The sequence below is a fragment of the Agrobacterium sp. M50-1 genome (assembly GCF_049843495.1).
Taxonomy (GTDB): Bacteria; Pseudomonadota; Alphaproteobacteria; order Rhizobiales; family Rhizobiaceae; genus Agrobacterium; species Agrobacterium radiobacter.
On sequence record NZ_JBBHZH010000003.1, the window covers coordinates 1 to 18,593 of the forward strand.

The 18,593-nt window shown below is 57.4% G+C and carries 14 protein-coding genes, 1 pseudogene and 1 riboswitch; of the genes and pseudogenes, 8 read left to right on the forward strand and 7 right to left on the reverse strand.

Features of this window, described 5'->3' with window-relative positions; all coding sequences use genetic code 11:
- From WDZ78_RS07590 to WDZ78_RS07605, 4 genes are all read right to left on the reverse strand, one after another.
- Positions 1 to 639, reverse strand: a 639-nt coding sequence (locus WDZ78_RS07590; protein ID WP_425672708.1) for a trimeric intracellular cation channel family protein, incomplete at its 3' end; no start/stop codon positions are given.
- 15 nt (positions 640 to 654) lie between these two features.
- Positions 655 to 2,391: a peptidoglycan D,D-transpeptidase FtsI family protein gene (locus WDZ78_RS07595; protein WP_425672709.1), complete on the reverse strand. Its 1,737-nt coding sequence runs from the start codon at positions 2,389 to 2,391 to the stop codon at positions 655 to 657.
- A gap of 157 nt (positions 2,392 to 2,548) precedes the next feature.
- Positions 2,549 to 3,400: a LysR family transcriptional regulator gene (locus WDZ78_RS07600; RefSeq protein ID WP_425672710.1), complete on the reverse strand. Its 852-nt coding sequence runs from the start codon at positions 3,398 to 3,400 to the stop codon at positions 2,549 to 2,551.
- A 449-nt stretch (positions 3,401 to 3,849) separates the two neighbouring features.
- Positions 3,850 to 3,943, reverse strand: a riboswitch (glycine riboswitch).
- A 172-nt stretch (positions 3,944 to 4,115) separates the two neighbouring features.
- On the reverse strand, positions 4,116 to 4,865 hold the full coding sequence (locus WDZ78_RS07605; RefSeq protein ID WP_425672711.1) for a L,D-transpeptidase: 750 nt from the start codon (positions 4,863 to 4,865) through the stop codon (positions 4,116 to 4,118).
- Between the two features lie 498 nt (positions 4,866 to 5,363).
- Here WDZ78_RS07605 and WDZ78_RS07610 point away from each other — a divergent pair.
- The 6 genes and pseudogenes from WDZ78_RS07610 to WDZ78_RS07635 form a co-directional block, all read left to right on the forward strand.
- Positions 5,364 to 5,801 (forward strand): annotated as a pseudogene (locus tag WDZ78_RS07610) (Fic family protein); the annotation flags it as partial.
- 294 nt (positions 5,802 to 6,095) lie between these two features.
- Positions 6,096 to 6,380, forward strand: coding sequence for a YMGG-like glycine zipper-containing protein (locus tag WDZ78_RS07615; RefSeq protein WP_081629420.1), 285 nt, complete (start codon positions 6,096 to 6,098; stop codon positions 6,378 to 6,380).
- 199 nt (positions 6,381 to 6,579) lie between these two features.
- Positions 6,580 to 7,254, forward strand: a complete 675-nt coding sequence (locus WDZ78_RS07620; RefSeq protein WP_425672712.1) for a response regulator transcription factor — start codon at positions 6,580 to 6,582, stop codon at positions 7,252 to 7,254.
- Complete coding sequence (locus WDZ78_RS07625) at positions 7,241 to 8,605, forward strand: sensor histidine kinase (RefSeq protein ID WP_425672713.1); 1,365 nt, start codon at positions 7,241 to 7,243, stop codon at positions 8,603 to 8,605. The genes WDZ78_RS07620 and WDZ78_RS07625 overlap by 14 nt, the downstream gene beginning before the upstream one ends.
- 246 nt (positions 8,606 to 8,851) lie before the next feature.
- The gene (locus WDZ78_RS07630) at positions 8,852 to 10,045 is read left to right on the forward strand and encodes an efflux RND transporter periplasmic adaptor subunit (protein WP_425672714.1); all 1,194 of its coding nucleotides are present in this window, start codon (positions 8,852 to 8,854) and stop codon (positions 10,043 to 10,045) included.
- Between the two features lie 8 nt (positions 10,046 to 10,053).
- Entirely contained in the window at positions 10,054 to 12,003 is a 1,950-nt protein-coding gene (locus WDZ78_RS07635) for a MacB family efflux pump subunit (protein ID WP_425672716.1), read from the forward strand.
- Between the two features lie 67 nt (positions 12,004 to 12,070).
- Here the strand turns inward: WDZ78_RS07635 and WDZ78_RS07640 are convergent, their stop codons facing one another.
- On the reverse strand, positions 12,071 to 12,955 hold the full coding sequence (locus WDZ78_RS07640) for an NmrA/HSCARG family protein (protein ID WP_425672717.1): 885 nt from the start codon (positions 12,953 to 12,955) through the stop codon (positions 12,071 to 12,073).
- A gap of 89 nt (positions 12,956 to 13,044) precedes the next feature.
- Here WDZ78_RS07640 and WDZ78_RS07645 point away from each other — a divergent pair, with 89 nt between their 5' ends.
- Positions 13,045 to 13,458 (forward strand): winged helix-turn-helix transcriptional regulator, encoded by a 414-nt coding sequence (locus WDZ78_RS07645; RefSeq protein ID WP_020008968.1) that lies wholly within the window; start codon positions 13,045 to 13,047, stop codon positions 13,456 to 13,458.
- 153 nt (positions 13,459 to 13,611) lie between these two features.
- On the opposite strand, the gene gst is transcribed toward WDZ78_RS07645, so the two are convergent.
- Entirely contained in the window at positions 13,612 to 14,310 is a 699-nt protein-coding gene (gst, locus tag WDZ78_RS07650; RefSeq protein WP_026363353.1) for a glutathione S-transferase, read from the reverse strand.
- A gap of 247 nt (positions 14,311 to 14,557) precedes the next feature.
- Entirely contained in the window at positions 14,558 to 16,315 is a 1,758-nt protein-coding gene (gene ggt / locus WDZ78_RS07655) for a gamma-glutamyltransferase (RefSeq protein WP_425672959.1), read from the reverse strand.
- A gap of 639 nt (positions 16,316 to 16,954) precedes the next feature.
- On the opposite strand from ggt, the gene WDZ78_RS07660 reads away from it, so the two are divergent.
- Positions 16,955 to 18,334 carry an enoyl ACP reductase FabMG family protein gene (locus tag WDZ78_RS07660; protein WP_425672718.1) on the forward strand — a complete coding sequence of 460 codons (1,380 nt, stop codon included), beginning with the start codon at positions 16,955 to 16,957 and terminating at the stop codon, positions 18,332 to 18,334.
- Positions 18,335 to 18,593 lie beyond the last annotated feature (259 nt).

Sequence of the window (18,593 nt, forward strand, 5' to 3'; positions counted from 1 at the left end):
GGTCAAGTTAAAGCGTATTGCAAGGAGCCGGAGCATCAACCCGAGGGCCATTGCGACGAGCGAGGATATCGCGTGGGAAACCCCCAGGAGGGGCACGATCAAGTAGATCAGGCTCGTAAAGACCGAGACGGTTGCATAGAGTTCTGAACGAAACAAGAGCGGTACTTCGTTGCACAGGATATCCCGAAGTACGCCGCCCAGACATCCAGTCAGCACGCCTGCCGCCACCACGACAACCAGCGGCAGGTTGAGGTTTGACGCAATCTGGCAGCCGATGACGGTGAAGACGACCAGTCCTATCGCGTCAAGAAAAAGGAACATCTTGCGCAGGTGATACATATATCGGGCGATCGGGATCGTCGCCAGCGCAGATAATCCCGTCACGAGGAGATAGCTGGGATTTTCGACCCACGATAGCGGATAGTGGTTCAGAAAAACATCGCGCACGGTTCCACCGCCGAGGGCGGTAATGCATCCAAGCAGAAATACGCCGATCCAATCCATTTCGCGACGGCCGGCGGCGAGTGCGGCTGTCATGGCCTCTGCGACAATCGCAACGAAATAGAGAATATGGATAATGTTGCCCGTCGGGGGAAAGATCATCAAATAATCTGAAAATTCAGTATCTGCGAATGACATGGGTTCATCGCCTATTCAGTAGTTCATCAAAGGATATGCCTGCGGGTTCCCGAATGACGGTCGAACCCCGAGGAGTGGTGCGGCGCGCTCGATGATGTCGCGCACCATCGGCGCGGCATTGAAGGCCGCCAGGCGCCCGCCACGCTCACCGGAAAGCGGGGCGTCAATGATCGACAGCACCAGATAACGAGGGCGGTGCATGGGGAATGCCGCGAGGAATGTATTGAAGTTCAGGTTCTTCGCGTATTTGCCATCGATAACCTTTTCCGCTGTCCCGGTTTTCCCACCTACATCAAAACCGGCCACCTGGGCGTTTCGGCCCGAACCTTGGGTGCCGTTGTACCAGAACAGCTCGCGGACCTTTGCGCTGGTCGAGGCCTGCAGGACACGTCTGCCGGTGATTTGGTGACGCCTCCCGTTGTCGGCGATGAAGGTCGGGTGCCGAAATATGCCACCGTTTACGAGGGCCGCCGCAGCCGCAGCTGTCTGTAACGGTGTCGTGGCCAGACCGTGACCGAAGGAAATCGTTGCGGAATTGATCTTTTTCCAGTTCCTTGGCGCTGCGGGCGAAGCAATTTCCGGTAACTCCGTCTGCATCTTTGACAACAAGCCCAGTCTGAAGAGAAATTGCTGGTGACTTTCCAGGCCAACGAGATCAGCGATTTTTGCCGTGCCGATGTTTGATGAGTAGCGAAAGACTTCCCGGATAGTCAGCGGCCGTCCTCGGCCGTGAAAATCCCTGATGATGAAACCACCCATCTTCAGCGGGCGGGAGGCATCAACGACCGAGTTCAGATTGACGACGCCTGCATCAATCCCCATGGCAAGGGTGAACGCCTTGAAGGTCGAGCCCATTTCGACCGCTGAATTGCTCATGCGGTTGAACCATCCCTTTTCGTAGTCCCTGTCGATCGTGCCATCGGCAAGGCGCCGCGAAGGCTCATTCGGGTCATAGTCGGGGACGGACGCCATCGCGAGAACCTCGCCTGTGTCGACATCGATTACGACGGCACCTGCCGCTTCCGCCCGATAGTTCCTCAAGGCATCGCTAACGATGTTATGCACGATGCTCTGAACGCGCAAATCGATGGACAGCCGGACCGGTTCAAGCTGGGTGGGATCGGTAAGGCCAGCTCCACGCAGGTCTGCCAGGCCTTGCCTGTCGAGATAGCGCTCAATGCCCGCCAGCCCCTGATTATCGATGTTGACATGCCCGACAATGTGAGATGCCACTGGCCCACCAGGATAAAACCGCCGCTTTTCGGGTCTGAATCCGATGCCCGGAATGCCAAGGCGCATGATCTCAGCTTCCTGGCGGGGCGTAAGCTGTCTCCTGATCCACTGAAAACCGGAGTCAGACGTTAGTTTTCTGTGCAGATCAGCCCAATCCAGATCGGGAACAACAGAGGCGAGCTTTTCGATGGCCTCATTTGCATCAACAACGCGGCGAGGCTCTGCATAAAGCGAGATGAGATTGATATCCGTTGCGATAAGCTGGCCGCTGCGGTCCAGAATGTCGGGGCGGGAGGCGATTATATTGGGAGATCGTGGAATACTCGCCGTCGCGTCACTCTCGGAAAAATAGCCATATTGCAGAAGGCGGACTGCGATCGCGGCATAACCGATCGCAAATGCCACGATTAGCAGGCCCACCCGCTGACAATTTCGAGCGGATGTTTTTGCGCTGCGTTTTTTGGCAGGGAGAACAAGGTATCCGACGGTACCTCTCCTGTAACGAGCAATCAAAGACATGAAAATACTCCACGCTCACGTATCGGGAATAGGGTGGGAATGCGGGCAGGTACAACCGGTCACTGCACGCGCGCAGGACAGACCCTGTCACGCGGCATTTTACACCGCGCCAAATCCCGGAAAATTCGGCAATGGCGCAGGCTTGATCTGCGCATAATCAGGAACACCACAAGGGCTTGAGGCTTTCACTGATGAAGTCCATGGCAACACGTATCCGCGGCGTGTCGCGCACGTCTTCGTGGATCACCAGCCAAACGTCGATCCTGACGCCGGGATCGAGTGGATCGAACCTCACAAGACCGTGTTCCGCGGCGAGGTAGGCGGGCAGCAGTGCCACCCCACAGCCGCTGGCGGCGGCCGCCGCCTGTATGCGCAGGTCGTTGCTGCACATGAACACCTCGTCGGCGGAAAGCCTCTCATCAAGCCAGCGATAGTGATCCGACTCCCGCATGGTATCATCGTAACTGATATAGAGAGGAGGGCCGTTTCTCGTCGGGTAGGCAGGGTCGGCATAGAGGAAATAGGGCAATTGTCCGAGGCGACGCGCAACCAGCGTGGCTTCGCTCGGCCGCTTCAGGCTGATGGCAATATCCGCCTCTCCCTTGGAGAGGGACATCGCTTCCATGGTACCGACAAGACGGAGCCTTACGTCAGGATGCTGAGATTGCAGCGTGGAGATTTGCGGCGCAATGAAGCTGTAGAGCAGCGATGGCGGGGCGGATACCACGATATCACCTTCGATACCGTTCTGGCCGGAACCGGCGCAACGGCTCAGAGCAAATGCAGACCTGCTCATTTCCTCGGCGAAGTTCGCGACGTCGCGGCCCATATCGGTCAGTACATATGATCTTGGCCTGCGATCAACGAGCTTCACGGAAAGCGAGGTTTCCAGCGATGTGATGCGCCGACTTACAGTCGTATGATCGACGCGTAGCGCCTTGGCGGTTGCCGTGATCGACCCGTGGTGAGCGAAGGCGGAGAAAAATCGCAAATCTTCCCAATCGACCATTTTAAATTTCCTGAATTAGGTATTGTTCGTACAAGAACCGCGTAGCGGTCTCATCGCGAGAAGGCGGGTCGTGAGGTGCTTGCGCCACACCTGTCGAGCGCGTTGCCCGGTGAAACCGCGTGGAGCTGTTCAATTTTTGAAGGGGACCGGGGTGAAATGCCGCCGCTGAAGCCGGCTGACACGAGCGCCGACGCGCCGGAATGCGCCACGCCTGCCAGGGTCGTGTGCGGCAAATGCAATTGCCGCCACCGTCAATGAAAATGGTCTTGAAACTGCGTCAACGCAATCGACTGTCGATAGGGAAGGGTGACTTCCAGCCATAGGTGCTCCTTGCCCTTTTCCTGGGCTTTTGGCACCCCCTCTGTCATTGGCCTGAGAGATTCGCTCACCTTGTTTCGGCGAACTTACACCATCGGCGCGAGCATCAGCTCGCTTTTCAGAGTTTGTATGATCTTGCAGCGGTCCTTTTGCCTGAGAGTTTCCGGGGTGGTTGCTCCGTCGGCGCCGATGTCGGGAGATATCGGTCTCTCCCGCTGCTCGATATGTGTTGCCCCACGCCTCAATCACGAGGTCTGGAGCGCTGCGATCTGACGTTTCTACAACCGAAAGGCCCCAGATCCGCTAAACCGAACGACCGCGAGATATGGTGTCGTTTATGGCGTAAATTTGACCCGCGGCGGTTATTCTTAATCATTGCGCGCTCAGATTAACGCTATCAGATGACCAAAAGGGGCGTCTTTCCTTTCACTCGATCATAAAGATCGATCGCATCCTGCATCAGCATCCTGACGCAACCCGAGGAGGAATTTTTACCTATGGTTCTCCAGCTCGGTGATCCGTGAATACGATAAAGCGTATCCTTGCCGTTCTGGAAAATGTACATGGCGCGCGCGCCGAGAGGGTTCCTGGGGCCGGGGGCCATTCCGCCTGCTTCAACACCATATGGCTTGAGTTCAGGGTTGCGGGCGATCATATCGTCCGGCGCCTTCCACCTTGGCCATTTCTGTTTCCATTGAACGACGGCGCGCCCTTTCCATGATCGTCCCTGAGTTCCGAGCCCGACGCCGTAACGTATGGCTCGGCCACGGGGAAGAACCCAGTAGAGGAACCTCTCATTTGTATCTACGACAATTGAATAGGCAGGCTCTGCGGTGATGTATTCGACCTCCTGTCGGAGGTATTGTGGGTCAATGGCGCGGTAATTGACTGCTGGAACGTCAAAGCCGCCATCCGCCAGCGCCGCATAAATTTCGTCGTAAGCGAAACCGGTACCCGCAGGCTTTGGCCTGTTGTCCTTCGCCGTTTTTGCGGCTGACGTCGTTTCATTTTTGTTTTCGGGCAGGGTAGCCGCGGTAACTTCGAGTTTCGTCTTGGGAACCTGCTCGCAACCTGCCGCCAGAAATGAGCTGATTGCCAAGGTGAGCAGCGATCTGCGAGACAAGTGAGAATTGATTTTCTGTTCCAAGGCTGTTCTGCTGTCGAATTCTAGGGGCTATGCCGGGATCGGGGCGGACAACCGGCAAAGCGCCACGGCCCGGATGTCTGCTGCGCGACAGAAACCACGAAATCTGCCCATTCGATACTGCGCAAATGCGCAGATTGGCCCTGCGACATTCCCGGTAAGAACGGCTTCGGTGTGTACTCGGGTCTATCTTGCAAACACGACTTTTTGCCCTCTTCCGATAACTTCCGGGTCGGTCATAAAATCCGTCCGGTAACCGGTTTTGGGTCCCACTTCTGACGCCAATGGATCAAATCTGCCGCGCTTGCTCCTTTAAATGGGTGCGCCGAGCCAGCGGATGATTGCATCCAGGCCTGGCCGGAGCTGCTTTTTCAGTTCTGCCGTCACCTCGGCTTCGATCCCACAGGCCTGACTGATCATCGTCCAGTCGATATGGCCATTCAGAAGCGGGGGCGATTTCCGGTAGATAATCAAACTGGCCATATAAGGCCGTATATTCTCCTATCGCAAAACATAGGGCAGCCAAGTCTCATTTCACTCGCCTTCACAATCGAGAAGACCGGGAAGGCCTACTACTCCGAGCTTGAGCGGCACCAGCGCACGCTTGATATCACCGACTGGATCATCTTCTTTTCAGAAACGATCCTGGATGCCCAACAGGCGACGCTTGAGCGGGTAGATTTTTTCATTCAGAAAGCAAAGTTCTACGATCGTTTTCGAGGCCGGTTGAACAAGCGGCAGGAAAAGGTAGTCGCGCGCATCTTCAAGGAAGGCACGGCTGGCTTCAAGGGAGGTCTAAGTGCCGAAAACTACATTTCGATCACAGACACATCCCGCGCTACAGCTACACGCGACCTTCAGCAGCTCGTTGAGATCGGTGCGCTGACGCGTACGGGTGAACGTCGACATACCCGGTACTCGCTGTCATTGCAGAAATAAATTGCTGCTAGTCTAATGAACTCCGCCAATGTCATTAACTAGGTGAACGATTGTTCGATTCCGCTCAAGAGCAGAAACAGCGGACGTCGGAGCCTGTCGACTAGGCGGGTGGAATTACCTGAGAATTGCTGATCGCGAAAACGCGCATCCTACACGACTTTGCGCGTTCGAATGGTGTCGGTGTCGACGGTTCTGCGTAACTTCCACGTAATTTTCGGTGGCCATACGTCGTCGCCTTGGCGCGTCTCAACGGTCGAAGAGCGACCGTAGCGGCGATGGATCGAAAGGACAGACATGAAAAAGATCATATCAGGCATATTCATTTGTTTGACGCTGACGGCGTGCAGCAAGACGGAAAAGGGTGCCGGTATTGGTGCGGCCAGTGGCGCAATCATCGGCGGGCTGGCGAGTGGCACGTGGGAAGGTGCTGCAGTGGGAGCCGCCGCGGGTGGCGCGGGAGGGGCTGTGATTGGGAACATCAGTGAACGAAACGACAGGAACCGGCGCGATCGCTGGGAACATCGGGACCGACGCGATTACGGTTGCAGATATCGGGATAACTACGGCCGCTGCCGATAAGGAGCTGACCTTGGCGACGGGGGGCTAAAAGCCAGCTGGATACTCAGCAGGTTTCGGTTCTCCGGTGACGGACATCTGGACCGCCGATTAAGTTGGCGGCCAGTCGGTCATGACAGTCGAGTTTATCTAAAACATACATATAAATTTGCTGTTAGAATTCTTGAGAACAGCTGTCCGGGACTTGCACGATCAGGCCACTATGAAACTTCTGCTTATCGAAGACGATCCGGAAATGACGGATGCCTTGAGGACGGCCCTCTCGCAGCATGGCATCGTGCTGGACGCCGTTGGAGATCTGGCGATGGCGCGAGAAGCAATCGCCATGGCGGATTATGATATTGTCCTTATCGACCGGCAACTGCCGGATGGTGATGGCAGTACCTTCCTCGCTGATTTGCACCGTACGGGTTCAAATACGCGATCGATCATCATCTCCGCTCTGAGGTCGACCGACGAGCGAATTTCCGGCCTCAATGACGGCGCCGATGACTATTTGCCGAAGCCGTTCGAAATTCCCGAGCTGATTGCCAGAATGAGCGCTGTGCTGAGGCGGGTGCCGACAACCGGCCCCTTCGTCCTGTCGGCGGGAAACGTTACCTATGATCGGGTTTCATGCGATGTGCATGTCAACGGCGTCCGGCTTGCGCTCACCCGAAGGGAACTGCTCATCATCGAAACTCTTTTGAGAAACCGTGGTCGTACCGTGTTGCGTTCGTCCCTTGAGGGGCAGGTCTATTCCTTTGACGACGAAATCCAGTCGAACTCACTGGAGTCCAACATGTCTCGCCTGCGCCGAAAGCTTGGCGAAGCGGAGGCCGACATTGTTATCAAGAACATTCGTGGCATAGGCTACTATCTTCATGAGCAGAAATAGGCTGACCAGCACATCCCTTCGCTGGCGATTCACTTTTGGTTTTATTGTCCTGCAGCTCTGCGCGGTCATCGCCTCGCTCAGCCTGGTTTTCTATCTCCTTTCTGGCCTCAAGCCCGATGTGGCGATCACGTCCATCTGGCTGTCTCAGGAAATCGCAGACTCGGTCCGTCTAGAGCCGAATGGCCGGGCCAGTCTGGTGCCGACGACAAAACTTAAAGAGATTATCGAGGATGCGCCTGACCTGTGGTTCGTGGCAGACCTTGGCAAAGATATTGTCCTTGCACACGGAGCGCCTCCCGGGAAAATTGCCGACAACATGACATTCCTGCGGACGTTCAGAAGTGTCGAGCTCCATGGTGATCTGAATGATCCGTTGAGTGTCGCCCGCATGGAGCGTTTCGACACAGAGGCCGGTGAGGCAACGATTTTTGCTGGCGGTGTTTCGATGTCCCAATATGGTGTGACCGTGCTGCTGGGGAACCTTGCCATCGGCGTGCCGGCGCTGATCCTCGTCGCCATCTCCCTGATTGGCGTCCCGTTTGTCACACGCTGGGCTTTGCGGTCCTTCAGCGATCTGACCAGGCACCTCGACCGGATCGACCTCGACACACGTGGCGCTTTGGTGGAAGAGCGGGGCTTGCCCAATGAGGTGCTTCGCCTGGTGCGCGACATCAACAGGGCGCTGCGTCGTCTCGATAGCGGCTTCGAGGCCACGGAACGCTTCTTCGTCAACGCGGCCCATGAACTTCGAACGCCGATTGCTGTCCTGCAGGTAAGAATCGATACGCTTTCACCAGGTGCGGACAAGACACACCTGCAGACGGCCATCAAGCGACTTACAGCAATCGCGAACCAGCTTCTCGACACCGAGAAGTACCGGCAGAAGCCCCAGCAGGATGCACCTGTCGATCTCAACAGCGTTGTGTCTAAGGTGGTCGCCGACCTTGCTCCACTGGCGATTGCCGAAGGTTACGAGATTTCGTTCGATAGCGATGCGGAAAACCTGTTCGTTCCCGGGGATGCCGAAGCTCTGGAGCGTGCATTCGTCAATCTGGTCCGTAATGCAGTCCAGTACGGAGGCGGAAGAGGACAGATATCGGTCAGTATTGAGGCTGACGGCAGCGTGACTGTCGCCGATCAGGGCTGCGGAATTGCCGGCGATAAGCAATCGCGCATATTCGAACCGTTCTACCGGGTCAGCCCTCACGGCTCAGGTGCGGGTTTGGGACTCAGCATGGTCAACGAGATCGTGACCCGTCACGGCGGCTATGTTGAGCTTTCGTCTGCTCCAGGCAAGGGCAGCACATTTGCCGTACGCTGGCACGAGAAGCGCGTTTTCCAGCACCGGTAGGGGCGTCGCTTGCGCCAACAGTTCAAGGCGTCTTCATCCGTCGATGTTGGCTGAGCACGGCCGCGATCGCTTGATGTCTGGCGGGCAATCTTTGGCACGCCATCCACATTGCAAGCACTCTTTGCTGATCGGTTGATCTTACAGCGCGTGCCAAACGGATAGGCGCGACGACCGCTCTCCGTAATTTTCAGGTAACTCTCGTGACAGAGAAAGCCCGCAAATTTCAATAGCATGGGCCACGACTAAATGACACGACACATTACCCGCAAGCGTTTCATCCTGGCGGCGGCAACCCTTGTCGGTCTGCTGGTCGTCTGGCTCCTGTTTCTGCGTCCGCCGGCGAAGCTTGAACTGGTGACCGCGCAGGCGCGAACGGGTGACATTGAAGAGGTGGTGCTGGCGACCGGGGTTCTCGAACCGCTCGAGCTGGTGCGTGTCGGCGCTCAGGCCTCGGGTCGCATTGAGCATCTGGCTGTCAAGATCGGTGACATCGTCGAGGCTGGCCAATTGGTGGCCGAGATCGATTCCCAGACCCGGCGCAACACCTTGCGGGACCGCGAGGCCGCTCTGGCCAACATCCGCGCCGTTCACACCGCGCGCAGGGCCGGTCTGGTGAAAGCCGAGAAGGATTTCGAGCGCGAGCGTGACCTGCTGGCAGGTGGTTCCACGCCGCGCGCCCAGTATGACGCTGCGGCTGCGATGCGAGACACCGCGCGGGCTGAGGTTCAGTCGCTGGACGCTCAGGTCGCCCAAGCGCAGGTCGCGCTGGAGTCCGCGGGTATAGAGTTGGACTATACCCGCATCACTGCCCCAATCGCCGGCACAGTGGTCGCTATCGTCACTGACGAGGGTCAAACCGTGAATGCCCTGCAGACCGCGCCGACCATCGTCATGATCGCACGATTGGATACAATGACGGTGCGCGCGGATATCTCCGAGGCTGACGTCGTGCGTGTAAGGCGGGGCCTGCCGGTCTGGTTCAGCATTCTTGGCGACCCGAAGCGCCGTTTCGATGGGGAGTTGCGACAGGTGGAACCGGCCCCGGCCTCCATCGCCAACGAGAGCAACGCCGCCGCGAGCCGGATTGGCTCAACCAACGGCGCGGTCTATTACACCGGGCTGATCGACGTGGCGAATGCGGACGGGGTCCTGCGGCCCTCCATGACGGCGCAGGTGTCCATCGTTTTGAGCCGTGTCAGCGACGCCGTGCTGATTCCGCTGAGCGCAGTGGAAGGCGCGCCACGGGCCGGTGATACGGCGCGTGTCCGCATACTGGACGCGATGGGCGAGGTCCAGATCCGGCAGGTCCAGGTCGGCATCGATAACGGCGCGGACATCCAGATCCTTAGCGGTCTTCAGGCAGGCGAGACCATCGTCCTGGGAGCATCCACGGACGAACGCACGGATGGCCAGGCTCAACTGGCCGCGGCGAAGCGATAGGGCGCGCTATGACGGAACCACTGATCCGCGTACGTGGGGTATCCCGCGCTTTCCCCGCAGGCGACGAGATGGTGCGGGTGCTGAAAGACGTCGACCTCGACATCGAGGCCGGCGAGATGATGGCCATCATTGGCGCCTCGGGCTCCGGCAAGTCGACGCTGATGAACATCCTTGGCTGCCTCGATCGTCCGACGGACGGCAGCTACTGGATCGAAGGGCGCGAGACCTCGAAGATGTCCGTGGACGAACTCGCGGCGCTACGCCGTGAGCGTTTTGGTTTCATCTTCCAGCGCTATCATCTGCTTGGCGATCTCAGCGCGGCCAGCAACGTCGAGGTGCCGGCCATCTATGCCGGACGCAGCCGATCCGACCGGCACAAGCGAGCGATCTCCTTGTTGACCCGGCTGGGCCTCGCCGAGCGGACGGGCAATATCCCGGGCAAGCTTTCGGGCGGCCAGCAGCAGCGGGTGTCGATCGCCCGCGCCCTGATGAATGGCGGCGAGATAATTCTGGCCGACGAACCGACCGGAGCGCTGGATACGCACAGCGGCGCCGAAGTCATGAAGATCCTGCGCGAGCTTCACGCCGAGGGGCACACCATCATCCTCGTCACTCACGACAAGAAGATCGCCGAACACGCGGATCGGGTTGTCGAGATCAGCGACGGCGTTATCATTTCCGACGAGCGCAATATATCCAAATCCGCCGCGACGGACCGTCCCATCCGCGAGCACGCGCCGGGCGCTGGCTGGCGCGGCGCAATTGATCGGATGACCGAAGCCTTTCGTATGGCGGGCGCGGCAATCTGGGCGCACAAGATGCGCTCGCTTCTGACCATGCTCGGCATCATCATCGGTATCGCCTCGGTGGCGGCTATCTCGGCACTGGGAGCCGGCTCGCAGCAACAAATTCTGAGCAGTATCAGTTCGCTCGGCACCAACACGATCGAGGTGCGGGCAGGGAAAGGCTTCGGCGATCTGGAAGCGGGCAAGATACGGACCCTGGTTCCCGCCGATGCCGAAGCGCTGGTGAACCAGCCCTATGTCGACAGCGTGACACCAACCGTCACGACAAGCGTAACTGTCAAGCGCGCCGCCGTGGCCGTCAATGCGTCAGTCACCGGAGTTGGCGCGGACTTCTTTCGTGTACGGGGTCTTGAGCTGGCGCATGGACAACTGTTCGATGCCCAGGACGTTACCGCCTACAGCCAGAATGTGGTGATTGATGCAAATGCTGCGCGAGACCTGTTTCCAGACCGGGTTAACCCGGTGGGGCAGGTCATCCTTCTGGGCACGATGCCGGCGAGGGTTGTAGGTGTGACGAAACGGGAAAACTCCCTCGGCCCGGCGATTGATACATTGACCGTTTATGCGCCTTACACAACTGTCATGGGCCGCATGCTGGGTCGTCCGAACGTCGACGGCATAACGGTCCGCATCAGTGGCGATGTCGACCCGGGCAATGTCGAAGCCGCAGTTTCCCGCCTTATCGAGCGTAGGCATGGCGCGAAAGACTTCTTCCTTACCAACTCGGCGACCATTCGCGAGACTATCGAGACCACCACGCAAACCCTGACGCTGCTGATTTCGTCAGTCGCCGTGATCTCGCTGATTGTCGGTGGCATCGGTGTGATGAATATCATGCTGGTGTCCGTGACCGAACGTACCAAAGAGATCGGCGTTCGTGTGGCCGTCGGCGCGCGTCGCAGCGACATCCTTTCCCAGTTCCTGATCGAGGCCATCATGGTCTGCCTTGTCGGCGGCTTCATGGGAGTGATGCTCGCCCTCGGGATCAGCGCTCTTTTCAATTTGCTGAGCCCCGATTTCAAAATGATCTTCTCTTCGGGCTCCATAATGGTGGCCTTCGCCTGCTCGACCCTGATCGGAATCGTCTTTGGCTTCCTTCCCGCCCGAAATGCGGCAAAGCTGGACCCGATCGAAGCCTTGGCGCGTGACTGATGAGCTGCAAACGTCTGCTCGGTAGCCGTTGTGGTTCGCTTGTCATTATTGAGGCTGGCGTATGTCACTAGACCGACGGTTGCAAGGCTGCATCGAGCAGCTTACGCCCATCGCCAGCGAGCCAGGACCTGAAAGTGAGAAGGTTGGGGTTAATTTCGTGCATGACTTTCAGATCGACGAGCTCGGCGAGCGGCCCGTCTACCAGGCTCTCTGCCATATGCGCGAGATCCGTGTTTGCAGCGAGAACGTCATCGCGAAACCGTTCATAGGTTATCGAGCGACCGGCTGCTTCGCTGAAAGCGACCTCAAGTTCATGCCCGGTCAGTCGATCGCTTGCGATCTTAAGTGTTGCGCCGCCAAAGCGGGACTTGTCGGCAAGCACGGCTGCAACAAACCTGCCGATGTCTTCAACGGCAGTAAGCTGAATGAAATGGTCGGATCGGATCAGGGACACCAGACGGCCCTCATCCAGACCGAAGCCAGGCCTCACCAGCATTTCCATGAAAATCATCGGCCGTATGATGGTCGTAGTCATGTCGAGCTGTCGAATATGGGCTTCGATACGAGGCTTGGCGTCGAAACGCGGAACGCCAGTCAGTTCATTCCCCACGCTGGCGCCTGACGAATAAACAAAATGGTCGATGCCGGTTTCGGCAGCGATATCCGCAATCGATATACCATGACGGACTTCGTCTTCGGCAGCCAGGTTTGCTGGTAGTACGCTAAAAACACCGTAAGCGTCTTTCATCGCTGTGCGGATTACTTTGGTGTCTTCAAATGAACCTTGCACAAGCTCGACGCCTGCATTCCGCAATTGCAGCGATGCAGTTTTGGTGGAATCCAGAACGAGTGCGCGAACTGGCCATCCCACCTTCAACAGGGCTTTGGCGACAGACCCTCCCTGCCTTCCCGTGGCGCCGAAAACCAGAATTGGGTGCTTGCTATTGGTCACTTGAAACCCTCGCGTTAAACAAGGACCGTCTATATATACGAATGTAATTCTGCCGGAAGACGGCACATTTTTCAGCATCAGGCACAAGGATGATACCCTTGGAAAAACAGATCGATGCCGGCCCAGTGCGCGGATCAGAAAATGGCAGACACTTAAGACCCATTCCGGCAAACGGGGTCTGCAGCCTGCTGAGTGACAAATGGACTATGCCGGTTCTTTGGCGTCTTTCTCTCGCGGAAGATCATCGGCTCCGCTTTTCGACATTGAGAAAAGATGTCGGTGAGATTACGCAGCGCATGCTGACGCTCACACTGCGTAATCTCCAGCGCGAGGGATTTGTTGTGCGTCACTATTTTCCCGAGGTGCCGCCGCGTGTCGAGTACGAGCTGACAGAGATCGCCCATGGAGCTTTGCACGCCCTTGAGGGATTTAACTTCTGGGTCCACGACAATCTGGACACCATCAGAGCGCGCCGGCGCGCTTACGACCAAGTGGAGTTGTAAATCCCAGTGATCGAAATTGTTTGAAGGTCAAACGTCGGTCCGGGTCTCTTTCAACTGCGGGGTTGTGGAAATAATGCGTCGGCGGCGCGTATCTTTTCAAGACTTTGGACCGGCTGCAAAGCAGACAAAGCTATGGCGCCGTGCAGACGTTAATCAACCCGCTACCTTTCGGAGCGACTTCTCAATCTCTCCTCCGCAATAAGCGTTGCCATAGTCTTCAAAACTCTTGCGGTTCAAGGCAGCCAGCGGAGCTGTAGCTCCCACTCTTCTGGAGAGACCCCAGATTATGGGTGAGGTGTCCTCAATGAGGCCCTTAATGGCCGGGAACCGGTCCGCTACAGTCGTCCAAAGGATTGCGGTTACTATATCTGCAACGCCGATCTTTTCCGTTCCGAGCATAAAGCCGGAAGTAGCACTCAAGCCGTTTCGTACTCCGGTATCCGCAAAAATACGGACCCATTTTTGGAAACGAGGGATGAATTCCTCCCACTTTTCAGGTGTCCACATTTCTCGCCCGCCGTCGAGAGTCAACTCATCAAGGACATCATTGGCATCGTTAACGATCTTGGCGCTGAGTGCGCGGCCCTCAACAGTTGTCGGCAGCATATCCAGCCGCTCACCGAGGTATATGGCGATCGCCGGCATCTGGGAGATCGCAAAATTGCGCTCACGGTCAATCAGAACCGGTGGCCCCATGAAGGCAACCGGCTGCTTTTCCACCCCACAATCCATAATTCCTTCAATCGCATCGACATCGTATTCATCCCAGGAGTACCCACAATGGGCCAGAATTCCGCGGATGAACTGACCTCGAAAAGGAACTGGCCAGTAATAAAGGGCGAAGTTCTTCATGCCGTCCTCCATTGGTCATGCAGACAACTAACGGAGTGGGTTACAACCAGTTCCCCGACGTGCACTCAGGAATTCTCTGACGCTTTGACGGCTTCAATGGCGCAGGAAGAGTTGTTTTTGGACGTAATGTCCTGTTCCCTACGATTTCCTCGCTAAAAACAGGACACCCACGCGGGGTAGTCACCTAGCCTCCACACGACGCTATGCTCTGTCTCTTGAGGCCGCCGTCTTTTCGCAGGCCGGGCCTTCACTCCCCTACAACCATTCCCTCGCGTCGTGGATCGGCGCTGCCGGCCAAGCCCTGGGCGGTTATCTCGATAGCATGTAAACCGGAATTCATCTCGCCCGGTTTCACCTCGTAACCCAGCGCCTTCAGCGGCCCGATCAGTTCTTCCGCGCTGGTGCCAGCCTCGATGTCGTAGGTCCCGAACCGGTTTATGAGATGCGGCTGAGCGACGATCGCCTCAACCGGCATGCCCCAGTCAATGTAGGCGATCAGCGCCTGTGTCACATAGCCGATGATCTGGCTGCCGCCGGGGGAACCGATGGCGAGCAGGGGTCTTCCATCCTTCATCACGATAGTCGGGGCCATGGAGGAGCGCGGCCGTTTGCCGGGCTCAACGCGGTTGGCGATCGGCAGGCCGCCGTCATGGGTCTTGAAGGAGAAGTCCGTCAACTCGTTATTGAGTAGGAAGCCGTTCGTCATCAGACGCGAGCCGAAGCCATTTTCGATCGTCGTCGTCATCGAGACCACGTTGCCATCCTTGTCGACGATGACAAAATGGCTTGTGGAAGGCAACTCGAGCGCGGTATCACGGCCGAAAACTAGCGCGTGGTCCCATTGCGGCTCGCCAGCCTTGACGGCATCGTTGGCCAGCGCCTTGTCGCCGTCCAGCAGCTTTGCCCTCTCGCCCAGATAGGACTTGTCCAACAGACCCTTGATCGGCAGTGGCACGAAATGGGTATCAGCGACGTAACGCTCGCGGTCGGCGAAGGCGAGACGCTGCGCATCGCCGATAATGCGCCAGCTTTCAATGTTTTTCGGCCCCAGGCTCCTTAAATCGAAATTCTCCACCAGGCCGAGTATCTGGCCGACGGCGATGGCGCCCGAAGAGGGCGGTCCCATGCCGCACACATCAAGAGCACGATAATTGAGACAGACAGGTTCGCGCTCGATCACGCGATAGTTGGACAGATCGGTCAGCGACAGCACGCCGGGATTGTCGGGTGCCCCACGCACAGTGTCGACGACCGCCTCGGCAATTCTCCCTCTATAAAAAGCATCGGCACCCCCTTTGGCGAGCACCGCAAGCGTTTCGGCATAGGCCGGGTTCTTCAACAGGGCACCGGTCTGCAGTGCGGCCCCGGAGGTGTCGAAGAAATATGACCTCGCCTCTTTATATTTCTTCAACCGGTCGCCCTCGGACGCGATCAGGGAGGCAAGGCGCGGTGACACCTTAAAGCCCTCGGTAGCCAGCGTTTCCGCCGGCTTCAGGAGGCTTGCCCACTCCGCCTTTCCATAGCGTTTGTGGGCTTCCTCCAGAAGCCGCACTGTTCCCGGTGTGCCAACGGAACGGCCGCCGACCACTGCGTCCATGAATTTAAGCGGTTGGCCGTTGTCATCCAGGAAGAGCTTTGGCGTGGCTTCCATCGGCGCCGTCTCGCGGCCGTCAAACGTTGTCAGCTTGCCGCTTTTAGCGTCGTAGTAGACTAGGAAGGCGCCGCCGCCGAGACCGGAACTCTGCGGTTCAACGAGGCCGAGCATGGCCTGCACCGCCACCATTGCATCGATGGCGTTGCCACCCGCTGCGATCACGTCGCGCCCCGCCTCGGCCGCCAGCGGATTGGCCGCCGCCACCATGAAGCTCTTTGACTCGATACGTTTGGCAGTCGCAACATCCGTTGCTTTCTCGGGCGCCACCGTGTCGGACGCCTGCTGCGCGGAGGCGATTGCGGTGGAAAGCATCAAGGCGAGAACAGCCTCACTGAGAAATCGCATTTTCATTAGCCTTATCCTCCAGAGAGGGACAACCAGTTCATGCAAGTAGTGTATCAAACCGAGCCAGCACGCAGGCCGAACCTGTATCGACCAAGGCGCGGACCGTTGTCCGGACTGTTCCTTCGTTCCCGCAAAGGTTCGGCCTTCACCGGTATTTCGGCCCCGTCCGTTGGTTCGCCCCGCTATTGAGCCTCGGTCTGGTACGCCGCTTTTTCGACACTATGGTGGCTGTTTCGCCGCGTGTCCATCATGTCGAAGGGTCGACATATCGTTGGAAACGGAGCCTCCGTTAACAGCAGTGTCGCCAGTTCGATTTGTACCAAGAACTTTGTAAATTGCATGAGTCTCGATGCAAGCCGCCTCCCGGCACAAAAAAATAGGGTTGCTTTGCGCCTCAGGAAACGCCGATAGCCTCTCAAGCATCCGTAGACGAGCGTTTCGAAGTAATTCGTTTTGGTATCGGTGCGCCTATCTCCAACGGCTTTGGCATTTCGCTGCAGTGTAAGAACAACAGGGGATTGATTTCACGTTTTGAAATGAACGGTCACCGAAAATGAGTTCCCATCCGGCGACTATGCGGTCATGTCTTTATCACAGGTCGTGTGAGCCATTGCTCTACGATACGCGAGGCAAAGAGTTGACAGTATGGAAAATCCGATTGCACTGAATAGTCTTTCCGAAAACACGGTCTTCCGTAAGGGCGATGTTTTCGTATTGTTCGGCGAACTATTCGGCCGCGGATACGCCACCGGCTTGCTTGACGAAGCCAGGCGGGCTGGAATGGAGATTGTGGGGATCACCGTCGGGCGGCGCGACGAGAACAACGCGCTCCGGCCGCTTGACGCCGAGGAACTGTCTTCGGCGGAGGCCCAGCTGGGCGGCAGGATTATCAACATACCTCTTATGGCGGGTTTCGATCTCGATGCGCCCGCAGACGGTCCAACTCCCACCGATCTCCTGGCAAAGATGACACTGGAGAGCTGGGAACACGACAAGCTCGACTGGGACTATGTCGGGCAATGCCGCGACATCGCTACTGCGCGTTTTACGGAGTCGCTTTCAAGGGTCATGACCGTTCTAGACGGAATGATTGGCGCTGGCCGCAATGTTTTCTTCGCCCATACAATGGCTGGGGGCATTCCGAAGGCGAAGGTATTCCTGGTCGTCGCCAATCGAATCTATAAGGGAACCGGCGCCCGCCACATGTCTTCGCAGACCCTGCTCGACAGTGACATGGGAAAGCTCATTCTGCAGAATTTTGACGATGTCTCCGCAAACACCTTTCGCCATCTCATTGATTTCAGCAGGGCGATCCGCGAGCGCGTCGAAGCTTCGGGCGGACAAGTGCGATATACGGCCTATGGTTATCATGGATCGGCGGTCCTGATCGATGGGAGCTATCGTTGGCAGACCTATACCAACTACACCCAGGGATATGCGAAGATGCGGCTCGAAGGCATTGCAGAGGAAGCCTGGGCGACAGGGATCAAGGCAACTGTCTATAACTGTCCCGAAATCCGGACCAACTCGTCCGATGTGTTCACGGGTATCGAGCTGCCCCTCATACCGCTGCTGCTTGCGTTGAAGAAAGAAAACGGCGGCCAATGGGCAGATGAACAGTGGCAGGCCTGCCAGCAGCTTCTGGCCGATGGCTTAACCATGAAGGATGTTTTCCGGAAGATCGCCGCCATGCAGGCCAGCGAGGTCATGCGCCCGTTCTATGTCTTTTCGGCTTGGCCCATGGCAAACAGTCAGGCACAGGCCGATCTGACCATTGGCACGTCAAACGAGATCACCCAGATGCATCGGGATGGCAAGGTGATGATCAGCGACCTCCTGAGCGGTCTCGTTGTGAAGGCAACGGGGCAGCTAATTTTTGGCGAATCTTCCGAACCCTCCGGTCCCGTCCTGTGGCTCAACCACGATATCGTGGCTCGGCGACTTAACACTTCCCACCCGCATTCGAAGTCTTCTGCGCCGCCTGTCGCGCAGGGAATGGAATCCTCACACCTTGAGGTGGCGTGACGGCTTCCCAACTTCGCTTGGAAGCTGGGTGCTTTGGCCATGGAGCGACAAATCTTTTGACAAGAACGCTCCTTCTTTCAAGCCGTTCTGACGGACACCGAGATGCCCCCGAAGCTGCCGTTGGACTTATGCTACCTGCTGCCCAGCTCGAGGTGGAACCTGAACTGACGGTTCTGGGTAAATGTCGTCCCTCAGCCAACAGGATGAGGGCGACTGGGTTTTGCTTGACCGCGTAGCGATGCAGTCATATAAATCTCCC